The sequence below is a fragment of the Pseudomonas cichorii genome (assembly GCF_019719005.1).
Classification (GTDB): Bacteria; Pseudomonadota; Gammaproteobacteria; order Pseudomonadales; family Pseudomonadaceae; genus Aquipseudomonas; species Aquipseudomonas cichorii_E.
The window spans coordinates 74,840-90,191 of the sequence record NZ_JAIGPJ010000006.1 but is presented as its reverse complement, the minus strand read 5'-3'; the positions used below and the strand labels follow the sequence as shown (position 1 = coordinate 90,191).

General features: G+C 61.5%; 3 protein-coding genes. All 3 read right to left on the bottom strand.

Annotated elements, in window-relative coordinates; genetic code table 11:
- Positions 1 to 9,465 (bottom strand): non-ribosomal peptide synthetase, encoded by a 9,465-nt coding sequence (locus tag K5D32_RS07390; RefSeq protein WP_221599619.1) that lies wholly within the window; start codon positions 9,463 to 9,465, stop codon positions 1 to 3.
- 42 nt (positions 9,466 to 9,507) lie between these two features.
- Positions 9,508 to 14,316: a non-ribosomal peptide synthetase gene (locus K5D32_RS07385; RefSeq protein WP_221599618.1), complete on the bottom strand. Its 4,809-nt coding sequence runs from the start codon at positions 14,314 to 14,316 to the stop codon at positions 9,508 to 9,510.
- A 66-nt stretch (positions 14,317 to 14,382) separates the two neighbouring features.
- Positions 14,383 to 15,336 carry a TauD/TfdA family dioxygenase gene (locus tag K5D32_RS07380; protein WP_221576225.1) on the bottom strand — a complete coding sequence of 318 codons (954 nt, stop codon included), beginning with the start codon at positions 15,334 to 15,336 and terminating at the stop codon, positions 14,383 to 14,385.
- Positions 15,337 to 15,352 lie beyond the last annotated feature (16 nt).

Here is a 15,352-nt window from a genome sequence, read left to right as displayed (position 1 = left end):
TTATTCTTCCATCTCTGATAGCAGACGCTGCATTTCGTCCAGGGCTTCATCCGTGGAAGGCCCTTGGGGTTTTTCGATCTGCTCGGCAAGCGCGGCAATCGTCGGGTTGTGGAACAGACTGCGCAGCTCGATCTTGATGCCGAAACGGTTCTCGACCCGGGTCATCAAGCGCATCGCCAGCAACGAATGGCCGCCCAGCTCGAAGAAGCTGTTGAACACCCCGACCTGCGGCACTTCAAGCAACTCCTGCCAGATGTCGGCCAGTTGCTGCTCCAGTTCGTTGCGCGGTGCCACGCCCTGAGTCGCGACCGGCTGCGGCGCTGGCAGACTCTTGCGGTCGATCTTGCCGTTGGCATTCAGGGCAAAACGTGGCTGTTCGATGAAACCGGCAGGAATCATGTAGCCCGGCAAGACGCCTTCCAGATGACGACGCAATGCCGCCTGATCCACCGGGTTCGGCGTTTGCAGCCAGGCGAACAGGCTCTGGCTGCGGGCGTCGATCATCACCACGGCTTCTTCCACGCCTGGGTAACGGCGCAACAGCGACTCGATTTCGCCCGGCTCGATACGGAAGCCCCGTACCTTGACCTGGAAGTCGCTGCGCCCCACATAGGCCAGCCGACCGTCATTGCGGCGGCGCACCAAGTCGCCAGTGCGATACATACGACTGCCGGATTCGCTGGCATAAGGATCCGGCAAATAGGCTGACGCCGTGATGGCAGGCGCATGCTGATAGCCACGGGTCACACCGGAACCGGCGATATACAGCTCACCGGTCGTGCCCAGCGGTACCGGGCGCAGCATTTCATCGAGCACGTAGCAGCGGGTGTTGAGCAACGGCGAGCCGATATCGGCGACACCGTTCGGCACTTCCTGCAACGCCTGAGTCGTCGACCAGACCGTGGTTTCCGTCGGGCCATAGGCGTTGATCAGGGTCACGCCACGGCTGCGCAGTTCGGTCACCAGTTCACCCGGCACCGCTTCACCACCGATCAGGCCGCGTACGGCAGGCCAGTCGGCATGTCCGGTTTCCAGCAGGATCTGCCAACCCGCAGGCGTTGCCTGGAACACCGTGGCGCGGCGCAGCAAGGCGAACAGTTGATGACCATCCACCACCTGTTCGCGACGGGCCAGCAATATGGCCGCACCATTGACCAGCGGCAGGAACAGCTCCGGCTTGCACATATCGAAGGCGTAAGTGGTACTGGCCAGCCAGACATCGTCAGAGCCGAGCGGCAACTGTTGGCCAAGCCCTGCCAGCAGGTTGCTCAGGTTATCGCGGGTGACCTGCACGCCTTTCGGTGTGCCGGTCGAGCCCGAGGTGTAGATGACATAGGCCCGTTGTTGCGGGTTGACCGGCAACACCAGATTCTCGGTGCTGTAATCATCCAGCGACAGTTGGTCGATCAGAACCTTGTCGACGCCGCTCAAGGCATCGCTGCTCAAGCTCTCACCAAGCACCAGCGCCGGACGTGCATGCTCGATGATGAAACGCAGGCGGTCTGTCGGATGTTGCGGATCCAGTGGCAGGTACGCCGCGCCGGCCTTGTGAATGGCCAGCAAGGTTGGCAACAGCCACGGGCCGCGTGTCAGGCAGACAGCAATCAGGTCATCGGTGCCGACGCCTTGGGCGCGCAACCAATGGGCCAGTCGATTGCTGCGGGCATTGAGTTGCCCATAGGTCCATTGCTGGTCCTGACAATCCACGGCCAAGGCCTCGGGTGTCAGTTCCACTTGCCGCTCGAAACGGGCAATCAGGTCCACTTCGCGCTGCAAGGCCTGTGCTGGCAGGTTCCATGGGCGCTCATCCAGCGCGTGATCGGCATTGGCCAGATCGATATCCCACAGGCGTGCTTCAGGTTGTTTCAGCATCCCTTCAAGCAGATAGCGGTATTCGTCGACATAACGTTGCGCGGTGCGGGGCAGGAACAGGTCGGTGTTGTATTCCAGCACGCACTGCCAGTCGTCACCGTGCTGCTCGATATGCAGGCCGATATCCACCAGCGCGCTATCGCTTTCGACATTCAGGCGCTGCACCGGCACGCCGGCAAAACTGTGTTCCTCCGATGCGGCAACATCGCGCTGGATCAGGTTGAACAACGCCTGGAACAGCGGAGTATGGCTCAGGTCGCGGCGCACTTGCAGGGCTTCCACCAAACGCTCGAACGGCACGTCGCCATGCTGCTGCGCGGCCAGATGCGTGGCTTGCAGTTGCTGCCAGAACTGCTCGACCGATTGCAGCGGATCGATGCTGCTGCGCAATACCTGGGTCGTGGCGAAGTAACCGATCAGGTTGTCGGTATGGGCCTGATGGCGATGGGCGACCGGCAGGCCGATCCAGATTTCACGCTGGCCCGAGTGCCTGGCCAGCAAGGTTTTCCAGGCCGCCAGCAAGGGTGCGAACGCTGTCAGGCCATGACGTTGCGCGGTTTCCCGCAATTGCCCGACCAAGGTGGCGGGCAGGCTGAAGCGCAGACGCTGGCCGTTGTAGCCTTGCTCAGCAGGACGAGGCAAGTCGGTGGGCAGGTTCAGCACCGGCGGCTCGCCGGCCAGGGTCTTGCGCCAGTATTCAAGCTGCGACTCGATCAGCGCCTGCCCCGCCGGGCCTTGCCAACTGGCGGCAATGTCGGAGAACTGCAACGGCAGTGGCGGCAGAGATGCGTTGCGACCTTCCAGAATTGCCTGATAGATCAGTTGCAACTCATTGAAGAAGATCTCCAGGGAACGGGCGTCGGCAATGATGTGGTGCAAGGTGACCTGCAACACGCTGCGGCTCTGCCCTTGATACACCCGCACTCTGAATAGCGGCGAGGCCGTGAGATCGAAGGCGCGCTGTGCTTCCTGGCTGAGCTTCTGTGCGAAAACCGGGGAATGTTCGTCGATCTCCAGCGGTTCGATGCTCACCTGCACCGCTGCCTGATCCTCGACACGCTGACGTGCGCCTTCGGCGGTGTCGCTGAATACCGTGCGCAGGCTGTGCTGGCGGCTGATCAGTTGAGTCAGGGCCTGCTCCAGCACGGCCGGTTGCAGGACCGCATCCAGACTCAAGGCCAGGGACAGGTGATAAGCCTGAGTATCGCCTTGCAGACGATCCAGGAACCACAAGCGTTGCTGAGTGAAATGCAGCGGTGCCAGAGGTTCTTTGAAGGAGCGCAGAATGCCTTCGGACTCAACGCTTGTTGCAGCCAGTTGCGCCGCCAGATCCCGCAGGACCGGGTGCTCGAACAGTGTGCGCAACGGCAGGCGTCGGTTGTGTTGTTCAGCAATGCGCGCCACCAGACGCGCCGCCAGCAACGAATGGCCACCCAATGCGAAAAAATTATCTTCGGCCCCGATATCGCTGCTGCCCAGCAGTTCTTCCCAGAGCACGGCCAGTGCCTGCTCCCACTCGCCGGAAAGCGCACCGCGCTGACCGTCGCGCTGGATAGGTTCCGGCAACGCCTTGCGATCGACCTTGCCGCTCGGGCTCAGTGGCAAGGTGTCCAGATGCACAAACTGGCCTGGCAGCATGTAGTCCGGCAGTTGTGCGCCAAGGGTGTCGCGCAGCAGCGTTTCATCCTGCGCATCCCCCGCGTAATAGCCCACCAGCCGCGCCGCTTCGCCGGTGCCCAGCAGCACGACAGCCGCCTCGCGAACGCCGGGGATACGCGCCAGTAATGCTTCGATTTCCCCCAGTTCGATACGGAAACCGCGCAGTTTGACCTGGAAGTCCAGACGGCCCAGGTAATCCAGGCTGCCATTGCTGTTGCGGCGTACCCGGTCACCGGTGCGGTACATGCGGGCACCGGCCACGAATGGGTCGGGCAGGAACGCCGCAGCGGTCAGTCGTGGTGCAGCGAAGTAGCCACGGCCCAGGTTGGCACCGGCCAGATACAGCTCACCGGGAACCCCTTCAGTCACGGGTTGCAGGTCGGCATCCAGAATATAAGCCGCGGTATTGGCCACCGGCTGCCCGATGGGCACTTCCACGCCGCTTTCGTTGCCGTTGCGGACTTCAAAGGTGCTGTAGACCGACGCTTCTGTCGGGCCATAGCCGTTGATGACCCTGGCTCCCCTGCCCTCGATGGCTTCTGCCAGCGCAACGGGCAAGGCCTCGCCACCGGAAATGGCGCGCACGCCTTGCCAGTTGCGTGAGGTATGGGCCACCAGCATCCGCCATGTTGCGGGTGTGGCCTGCATGACGGTCGGTTGCGAAGCCAGCAGCAGTTGATCAATGGCCTGCGGGTCACGGGCCTGCTCGCGATCAGCCAGCAGTATGCTTGCGCCATGGGCCAGAGGCAGCAGCAGTTCGACAATGGCAATGTCGAAGGTCGCGGTGGTCAAGGCCAGCACTCGGTCCTGAGCAGTCAGCGGCAGGACTTGCCCGACCGCCAGCATCAGGTTCATCAGATTGCCCCGGCTGATCGCCACGCCTTTTGGCTTGCCGGTGGAGCCGGAGGTGTACAGCACGTAGGCGAGTTGATTCGCCGTCAATGCCGGTGTGCGCAGTGTGTCGCTAGCGTTCAGTGCGTCGATATCCAGCAACGGAACGCCGCTGTTCCACTCGGCCAGCGCTTCCAGGCTCGCGGCAGTGCCCAGGCATACCCGCGGTTGCGCAGCTTCAAGAATGTAGCGGCCACGTTCCGGTGGCGTGTCTTCGGCCAGCGGCACATAGGCCGCACCCGCCTTGAGAATGGCCAGCATGGCCGTGAGCAGGCGGGCATCGCGAGGCAAGCTGAAGGCCACACGATCTTCGATGCCGATGCCCTGAGCCTGCAAGGCTGCTGCCAGTCGTTCAGCAGCCTGATTCAGTTCGGCGTAAGTCAGGCGTTGATCGCCGGCCAGTACGGCAATGGCGTCGGGCTGACTGGCAACCTGAAGCTCAAAGGCCTGGAGAATGTCCTGCTGACCATCGACTTCAGGGCCGTCTAGCCTTGCCAGAGCACGTTCGGCAGGTTGCCAGACCAGTTCACCCAGGGCCTTTTCCGGTTGATCGAGCAAGGCATCCAGCAGCGCCAGATACTGCTCGGCCATGGTCTGCACGGTCTGCTCACGGAACAGATCACTGCTGTATTGCAGGCTCAGGCTGATGCCATGTTCGCTGTCGCGCACGTCCAGATGCAGGTCGCACAAGGCGCTGTCCGGGCGATTATCCAGAGGTTCGGCGATGACGTCGGTCAGCTCGAAACGCTCCAGGGCATTGCCGGGGAAGTAGTTGAACATCACCTGGAACAGTGGGTTGTAACTGACTTGCCGGGTCACGCCGAGCTGTTCGATCAGGTAATCGAAGGGCAAGTCCTGATGGGACTGCACCGACACCGACAACGCCTGCAACTCGCTCATCAATTGCAGCAGGCTGCGCTCGCCGGACAATTTCTTGCGATACACCAGCGTATTGACGAAGCAACCGACCAAGGGTTGCAACGCGGCATGATGCCGGTTGGCCGCAGGCACACCGACAATGATGTCGTCTTCACCGCTGCGGCTGCGCAGCAGCAACTGGAATGCCGCCAGCATCGGGGTGAAATTGCTCCAGCCGTGACGGGCGCTGAAGGCCCGCAAGCGTGCAGTCAGGGCTTCAGGCAAACGCTGCTCGACACGACCACCGTTCTGGCTGGCCTGGGCCGGGCGCGGGAAATCGGCAGCCAGTTCCAGCACCGGCAGTTCACCGGCCAGTTGCTCGCGCCAGAAGCTCAGTTCCTGCTCGCAGGCCTTGCTGTTCATCCATTGGCGCTGCCACAGGGCGTAATCGGCATATTGCATCGATATGGCTGGAGTCTCGGCGCTCAAACCTTGGCGCAGAGTACGGTACTGCTTGCACAAACCATCGATGATCAGTTGCAGGGACCAGCCATCGGCAACGATGTGATGGCAATTCAGCGACAGGACAAACGCCTCAGGTGCCAGGCGATAGAGCCTGGCGCGCAGCAATGGCGCAGCCTGCAGATCGAACGGCGTCATTGCATCCTGGCGCAGCAGGTCATGCAGTGCTGCTTCGCTTGGCACGTCGATCAGTGGCAGCTCAAGCTCGGTGCGAGCCAGAATCACCTGGCTCGGGCCTTCAGGCTCACTGATAAAACCGGTGCGCAGCACTTCATGCTGATCGAGCACGGACTGCAAGGCCCTGTGCAGGTCGGCAATATGCAGCGCGCCGGTCAGGCGTACCGCACCGGCCAGGTTGTAGGCCGGGCTTTGCGGGTCAAGTTGTTGCAGGAACCACAGTCGTTGCTGGGCAAAGGACAGCGGCAGCTTTTCAGGACGAGGCAAGAGCTTGGGCGCTGACTGGGCAGTGTCGGTACGGTTTTCCAGCCAGTCCGCCATGGCGGCAATGGTCGGGCGCTCGAACACGATGCGCAGTGGCAGGTCTTTACCGCTGAGCTTGCCGATCAGGCCGATCAGTTGCGTGGCCAGCAGCGAATGACCGCCCAGCTCGAAGAAGTTGTCTTCGACGCCTACCTGATCGAGCCCCAGCACGCTTTGCCAGGCTTCGACCATCTGGCCTTGCAGTTCGCTGCTGGGCGCCACATAACGGGCCTGGCTTTGCGCGGCAAAATCCGGCGCGGGCAAGGATTTGCGGTCGATCTTGCCGTTGCCATTGAGGGGAAAGCGCTCCAGGAACATGAACGCGCCCGGAATCATGTAGGGCGGCAGGTTGCCCAGCACATGCTCGCGCAGGGCTTCGATGCCTGGCTGGTCATCGGACACCACATACGCCACCAGCACCTTGGAGCGTTGCTGGTCATCACGGGCCACCACCACGGCTTCCCGGACACCCGGATAGCGGGTCAGGCAGGCTTCGATTTCGTCCAGTTCGATACGGTGACCACGGATCTTGACCTGATGGTCGGTGCGCCCGACGTATTCCAGATCACCATTGGGCAGGAAACGCGCCAGGTCGCCCGTGCGATAGATGCGGCTGCCATCGTTGGCAATCGGGTCCGGCAGAAACACCGCCGCCGTACGTGCCGGGTCGGCCATATAGCCACGACCGACGCCCACACCCGCCACGAAGATTTCCCCCACTGCTCCGGCAGGTATCGGTTGCAGGTCGGCATTGAGCAGGTACAGACGGTTATTCAGTGTCGCGCGGCCAATGGGCACGTTGATGCGTTGCTCAGGCAAGCGTTCGAGCAACGGATGGAACGCCACGTCATCGGAGCATTCCGCCGGACCATAGGCGTTCATCAGCGGAATGGCTGGATAGCGCTCGAACCAGCGCCGCGCCAGAGCTGGCGGCAGTGCTTCGCCGGTCGCCAGGACCCAGCGCAGACGGGAACGGTCGAGGCCAGCATCCAGCAGGCTTTGCATCAGCGATGGCACCGCTTCAAGAATGCTGATGCCATGACGCTCTATGGCGGCTGCCAGATCATCGGGGTTCTGCACCACGCAATCGCCCAGAATCACGGTGCGCGCCCCCAGCACCATACCGGCCAGGGTTTGCCACACGGAAATGTCGAAGCACTGCGGCGCGGTCTGGGCAATCACGTCACTGGCATCGAGGCCGAGCCCCGGCAGTTTGCCGAGAATATTGTTGAGCATGCCCGCATGGGCAACCATCGCGCCCTTAGGCGTACCGGTGGAGCCGGAAGTGAAGATGCAATAGGCCAGCGAGCTGTCGTGAACCGGAATGTTCAGGTCATCATCGCTGTAGCTGCCCAATGCGGAGGAATCGTAAAGCACCGACTTGAGCGGCTGCTCCAGCAGTTCCACAGCCTCCATCGCCAGTTCGCCCTGCCCTGCACTGTGAATCAGCAATGGCGTGCGACTCTGGCGCAGCACCTGGGCCAGACGTTGTGGCGGGTTGCGGGGATCAAGCGGCAGCCAGCCTGCGCCGGCCTTGAGGGTCGCGACGATCATCACCACCAGGTCCAGGCCACGTTCGTCGAACACCGCGATCAGGTCGTCCGACTGGACGCCCTGTGCCCGCAAGTGCCGGGCCAGACGGTTGGCGGCACGGTTCAACTGGTCGAACGTCAGGCTCTGTTCGCCATGCACAATGGCCACGCGCTCGGGCGTCTGGCGAACCTGTTGCTGTAAGCGTTCGATATACAAGGGTTGCAGCAGTTGCTCATCGGCGGCCAGACCGCCACCGGCCCAGTCCTGATGCTGGATGGCGATTTCCCGCTCATCGAGCATGGCCAGATGATGCAGGGGCGTTTCGGGCTTCGCGCTCAGTGCTTCGCCCATATTCAGCAGCAAGGTGCGGAAGTGGCGCAGCATCTGCTCGATTTCTTCGCGCAGGAACCAGTCAGTCTGGTAGGTCAGTTGCAAATGCAGACGTTCGCCCGGAACGATGACCACCGTCACGGGGTAGTTCGTGTGGGTGCGGTTGGCCATGTCGCTGATCAGGTAATCCAGCTGGCTCTGACGCAGGTCGGAAGTAATCGGCGCGTTCTCGAACACGAACAGGCTCTGGAACAGGTCCTGACGCTGCACGTCGCTCCAGCGCTGGATGTCGGCTAGGGAAACGCTTTCGTGTTCCCGCAGGCTCAGGTTCTCGGTCTGCAAGGCTTTGAGCCATGGACCCAGCGCATCGTCCGGACGCCAGCTCCAGCGCAGCGGCAGGCTATTGATAAACAGGCCGACAATGCTTTCCATGCCTTGCAGGTGAACCGGACGCCCGGCCACGGTGATGCCGAACACCAGATCGCGATCACCGCTGTAGCGCGCCAGCAGCAAAGCCCAGGCGCCCTGCACCAGCGTGTTGAGGGTGATGCCGTGACGAGCTGCGGTATGTTGCAGGCTCTGGGTCTGTTCCAGGGTCAGGTGTTCGACGCAATCTTCGACCGGCTCGGCGGCATCCTGGATGCGGCCCGCATGGCCAAAACCGAACTCGTTGGGGGTGTCGAAACCGGCCAGACGCTGCTGCCAGAACGCTTGATGATCTTCGGGCTTCTGGGCTTCCAGCCAGCGGATGAAGTCGCGGTATGGGCGCGGTGCCGGCAGGTTCAGGCGACGACCTTCCTGCGCGGCGCGATAGCCGTTGAGGAAGTCCATCATGATGATCGAGAAACACCAGGCATCCATCAGGATGTGGTGATAGCTGCGCACGAACTGGTAGGTGTCGGGTGCAATCTTGTACAGCCTGACCCGCATCAAGGGGGCCTTGGTAAAGTCCAGGCCCTGGGCACGCTCTTCGCTCAGCAATTGTTCGAGACGGCCCTGTTGCTCGCCTTCGCTCAGGTGCGACCAGTCTTCATAGGTCACCGGCAGTTCAACCTGCTTGTGCACCACCTGCATCGGGCGCTTTTGCTGTTTCCAGACGAAAGACGTGCGCAGCAGCTCGTGACGCTCCACCACCTGCGCCCAGGCCTGACGAAAAGCTTCCAGGTCGAGGTTGGGCATGACCATGACATGACGATATTGCAGCAGGTACATCCCCTTGCCGGGGTGCAGCAGACTGTGGAACAGCAATCCTTGCTGCATGGGAGCCAACGGGTAAATCGCCTCGATATTGCGCGAAAGTGCTTTGACCTTGTCGTTCATGCTGACGGTATCCGAACCTTTAATGTAGGGGACGCAGGGTTGTCACTGCTCAAGCTGTTCGAGCAGTCCCAGGAATTCATCGTCGGACAGGCCTGAGTCAGCGAAGTCCGAAGCTGTGGCGCGGCCAGCCGCTGGAGACAGGCAGTGCTCCAGCAAGGCGCCGATCTGCTGCACAAACTGCTGCGCCAATCCGTTTACCAGTGCCTGATCGTGAACGTGCGGGGCATAGCGCCATTCGATATGCAGCCGTCCTTCGTTCTCCAGCGCTGTCACATCCAGCCAGTGGGTGCGGCGGGTATCGTCGGCGCGCATGCCAGGGCAGATCGGCCGGGATAGACGCCAGAGACGGGACGCCCCCAGCCATTGATCGACACGGCCCAGGTAGTTGAAGGTCAGCAGCGAGGCTGCGCCCAGGCCATGAGCCGGATCCTGGCGCAACAGGCCGTAGCCGATGCCTTGCTCGGGCACACGGCGCAGGGCTTCCTTGGCGCCGATGATCGAGGACTCAAGGTCCCAGGACGTGTTGACCGCCAATGGATAACGACTGGTGTGCCAGCCCACGGAACGGGACAGATCGGGGGCCTGCTCCCAACCGCTACGACCATGGCTTTCCAGCTCAAGAGTGACCCGGTCACGCCCTTGCCACTGACCGATGACACCGGCCAGTGCGGCCACCAGCAGGTCCTGAACCTGGGTGCCGTAGGCTGAGTGGCAATCACCCTGCAACAGTTGTGTCTGCTCAACCGAAAGCTGTGTATCCAGCGTGCGGCTCTCGCCGTATTTATTGCTCTGCTCAAGGGCCAAGCCTTCAGCAACCAGTTGCTCGCGCCAGTAGTCCGCCTGAGCCAGGAGCTCTGGCTCGTTGCGATGGCGCTGCAAGGCTTCGCTCCACACGTGAAAACCCGCCGAAACGGCCGGCAGCTTCAGATCCGGTTGCAGGTACAGGCTTTCCAGTTCTTCCAGCAGCACTTGCCACGACACCGCATCCACCAGCAGGTGATGGGCCGTGCACAGCAACTCCCGGCTCCGGGAGAAATACACCCAGCGGATCAAGGGGGCCTGATCCAGGTTGAAACCCTGCTGCCAGCGTTGCAGCAAGGCTTCGCTCAACGGCTCGTCCTCAACCTGCAGCAGCGCTTCGACCTGTTTCTCGGAAAAGGCCTGATAACGTTGCTGCCAGCCGTCTTGCGAGGCCTCGAAAGTCAGGCGCAAGCTGGCATGCCGGTTGAGCAACGCGCCCGCTGCCTGGGTGAAGCGGGCCTGATCCAGCGGCTCGTCCAGCGCCAGCAAGAGCGACTGGTTCCAGTAGCCGGGCTGGCTTTGCTGCGGGGCAAAGAACCAGTCCTGAATAGGCGTCAGGGCAAAAGCCGTGGTGGGCTCAAGTGCTTCAGAGGCCGCGCCCGCCTTGTCCGCGCCAAGATCAACCACCTGCTCTGCCCAGCCGCGCACGGTGGGGAATTCGAAGATCTGCTTGGGCTTGAGTTGCAGACGCTGTTGCTTGGCCTTGGCGATGATCTGCAAGCTCAGAATCGAGTCGCCACCTGCCGTGAAGAAGTTATCGTCGACACTCAGTTGCGGCTTGTCGAGAATCTCCCGAGCGATGTCCAGCAGGCGTTTTTCGAGCTTGCTCCGGGGCGTCTGCGCCACTCGCGCCAGGGCCCGCACGCTTTGCTCGGCAAACAGTTGCTTGGGCGTCATCAGAATCTGTTGCTGACGCGCCAGGGCAATGATTTGCAAGCCGAGAATGGAATCGCCGCCATTGGCGAAGAAGTTATCGTCAGGGCCAAGCTCCGGCTTGCCGAGCAAGGTCCGCCAGATATCCAGCAAGGTGCTTTCTACGGCGTTCAAGGGCTGATCGTCTGTCGACTCTGACGCCGACGACTGAGCCGGCGCCTGTTGGGCAAGAGCGATCAAGGCCTGACGATCGACCTTGCCGTTGGCCAGCAAGGCAAAGCGCTCAAGGCAATGCCACTGGGCCGGTTGCATATAGTCCGGCAGTTGGGTTTGCAGCGCATTCTGGATTTCGGCCAGCGCGTCTTGCGGAGTAATCAGGAAGGCTACCAGGCGGTTGCCGGTCAAGGCCGCCGGGATGTTCAGCACCCGGACATCGCTGACCTGCGCCATGGCGCGCAACTGGGCCGCGACCTCTGCCGGTTCTACCCTGTAGCCGCGGATCTTGACCTGTTCATCGAGCCGGCCAAGAAATTCCACCTGGCCCTGATGATTGATCCGTACCCGGTCGCCGGTGCGATAGCCGTGCTCACCAAAACGGGCGTGATCCGCCTGCGGAGCGCTGAGATAACCCGGCGCGACGGTTGCGCCCTGAATGTACAACTCGCCGCTGACACCAATGGGCAGCAGTGCGCCTTCGGGTGAACGGACGCTGACCTGAACATTGGCCAGTGGCCGCCCTAGCGGCGCTGCACCGCTGTCATCCACTTCATGGGTCAGGACACCGACCGTGGTTTCGCTGGGGCCATAGTGGTTGACGATGCGCAAGTCCGTTTTCAGGCTACGCAAACGGCTGACCAGATCCTGGCCCAGCGCTTCGCCGCCCGTGACCAGACACCGGCGTGGCAGCAAGCGCTGCGAATCTCGGGCGACCAGCAAGGCATTGAGGTGTGACGGCACGATTTTCAGCAGGTCCACAGGCTCGCGCTCCAGCACGGCCGCCAGTTCTTCCGCGTCGAACGCCAGCTCTTCGGCGAGCAGGCGCAGACGGCGGCCGCTGAGCAAGGCACCGAACAAGGCCGTATGCCCAAGGTCGGTGGCGCAGCTGGCGAGGCTGGCCAGACTGGCATCGGCACTGAGGTTCAGGCGCTCAAGGCAGCCGGTGACGTAATGGATCAGGTTGCCATGGCTGACCTTCACCCCTTTTGGCTTGCCGCTGGAACCCGAGGTGTACACCACGTAAGCCGTCATATCTGCCGCCAGTGCAGCACGTAGCGGCGCGTCGCTGAATAACGGCGCAGTCGGGATTGGCAACCAGCGCACCTGCTCCGACAGCCACTCGGGGCGCGGGCCTTCGCCTACCAGCACTTTGGGTGCAGCATCCTGGCAGATGTCCTGCAGGCGCGACTCTGGCCATTGCGGGTCAAGTGCCAGGTAAGCCGCGCCACTCTGCCAGGCGGCGAGCATGTGCATTACCAGTTCGCGACTACGCGGCAGGCACAAGGCAATCCGCTCGCCAGCCAGATCCAGACCCAGGCGCTCGCCACGGGCAACCACGGCACGACCCAGTTCGGCATAGCTGAGCGTGCCCTTTTCATCCTGCAACGCAATCGACTCAGGCTTCAGCACGCACTGTTGAGTGAACGCCTGCCAGGCGTTGCTGAGGACCAGCGGAGTGCCTTCACCCTTGAGCAGCGATTGCTGCTCGGCTGGCAACCAGTCGAGTTCGGCAAAGGGTACTTCGGGCTGTTCGAGCACGGCATGGACCAGTGCCACGAACTGGTCACGGTAACGCTCGACAGTCTCATGCAGGTACAACGCCTTGCTGTAGCGCCACCGGCACAGGAAACCCTCTTCCTCGTCGATGACCACCATGTTCAGCTCGTGGGCTGCGCCACGCTGCTCCGATAGCAAACGGTCGACATACTGCTCGAAAGGCGCAATACGCTCCTTGTTGAGGGTGAACATATGCTGGAACAGCGGCGCTCTGCCCATCTGTCGTGGCAAATCGAGCTGTTTGACCAGACGCGAGAACGGATAGTGGCGGTGTTGAAGAGCTTGCTTGACGGTAGCGTCTACCTGCTTCGCCCATTCGCCACTGGACACGTCGCGGCGCAGACGACAGCGGATCGGCAATGGATTGACCAGATAACCCGGCAGGTTCAGGTGCTCACGGCGCAAACGCCAGCCACTGGGAGTGCCCAGCACGAAGTCGTCCTGCCCGGACAATACGCCGAGAAACTGCTGGAACAGCGAGAACCAGAACACATAAGGCGTTACACCCAAGCCTCGGGCGACTGAGCGGATTCTGGCTGTGACGACCGGATCGAAACGAACCGACAACTCGCCGCCCTTGAATGCCTGATTGCTGCCATAAGGGAAATCCGTCGGCAACTCCAGGGGCGGAGCTTCGGCCAGTTGCGCCTGCCACCATGCCAGTTCAGCAGGTTCGGCCGCTTCGCTGCGAATATGCAGATCACTGCAATAATCGCGATACGCGTCGGGATTTACCGGAGCCAGCGACTGACCATCGAGCAACGCGAACAGCTCATTGAGTACGGTGTAGAACGTGGCCAGGTCCGCAGCGATGTGGTGAATCACCAGCAACACGCTGTATTCGGTAACGTCGCCCTGAGAGTTGCTCAGCAGGACAACACGGCTGACCTCGGCGGCTTCCAGATTGAACGGCTTGTCGGCCAGCCCGGTAATGTGTTGCTGCAAGGTATCGGCATCTGCGGCCTGCAATGCCACACGCTGCAAGGGCTGGATCTGCTCGCGATGACTCCATTGCAGCAGTTCGCCATTACGCTCTGCATAGGCCGTGCACAACATCGGGTAACGCTGCTGTACCGTGACCCAGGCATCCTGAAGGCGCTTGGGCAGATCATCGGTGACAAATTGCGCCTTGATGCGCCCGGCATAAGCGATGTTATAGGCGCAATTGTCAGGCTCCAGACGCTGTAGAAACCAGAGAGCCTGCTCGTTATCCGTCAATGGGCGGGCATCGAAATAATCGGGATGCTGTTGCAACCAGCGCAGTACCTCAGGACTTTTGGCCTGCAGTTCGGCTACCAGCTCATCGTTCAAGGCGCCCTGTGATCCGTGGGCAATGGCTAACTGGCCTTCGGCTATAGACAGGCGAATTCCGCGCAGCCAGCAGCGATGCATCAGGCGATCCATTTGTTGTCCTTTTTCTACTTGTTCGAAGTAAGCCGTCTATTGCGACAGCTTTCCAGATGAGAGTGCTCAGCTTGCCGAAGCAGGCTCCGCCATGGCGACCACGACCTTGCGTGCGCCCTGGAATGTCGAGCGGCCGTGGGCCACCAGCATATTGTCGAGCATCAGTACGTCGCCTGCCTGCCAGGGGAAACTGACCTGGCAGCGCTGGAGAACAGCGCGTACATGCTCAAGAGCTTCCAGCTCGATGGGTGAACCGTCGCCGTAAAAAACGTTACGCGGCACGCCTTCCTCGCCAACGATGGAAATCAGCGTCTCGCGTACCGCCGGTGCAAGATTGGATATGTGAAACAGGTGCGCCTGATTGAACCAGACCCACTCGCCGCTCACCGGATGCCGGGCAACGGCCTGACAGACCTGACGAGTTGAAAGCTCGCCCTCTTCATCCCACTCGAATTCGATATTGCTGGCCTTGCAGAACTGCTCGACCTGCGCCCGGTCTTCGGTGTTGAAAGCCTGTTGCCATGGCAGATCCAGACCATTGCCGTAATTGCGCACATACATCAGGCGCTTGTCGGCAAAACGTTGGCGAATGACCGGATCAAGCTGTCGATAGACCTCACGACTGTCGGCAATCGGGGTTTCTCCGCCGACCTGGGACGCCTGCACGCAATGAAACCAGATCTTCATCGGCCAGTTCAGGGAATAGGACTGTTCATTGTGCAGCGGAATGACCTGATGGGCCGGGTATTCGGTGGAGGTGTAGACGCGGTTGTTGAGTTTGGTGCGTGGCGTGGAAGCGTAGTCGTAGGTCAGCAGTTCATGGCCGAAGCTACAGGCAAACGCTTCAAAGTCGGCTTCGCCTTCGAAGGCAAAGCCTCGGAACAGAACACCACCGGCGCGGGGCAATTCAGCCTCGACCACCTGCTGGATCTGCTCGCGATGGGCTTGCCAGGTATCGCCGGCAGCCGGCGCCTGAAAGATGAACGGCAGGGTCAGTTCGCTCCCTTGAGAAACCTCCATGGATTGAACCTGTGCA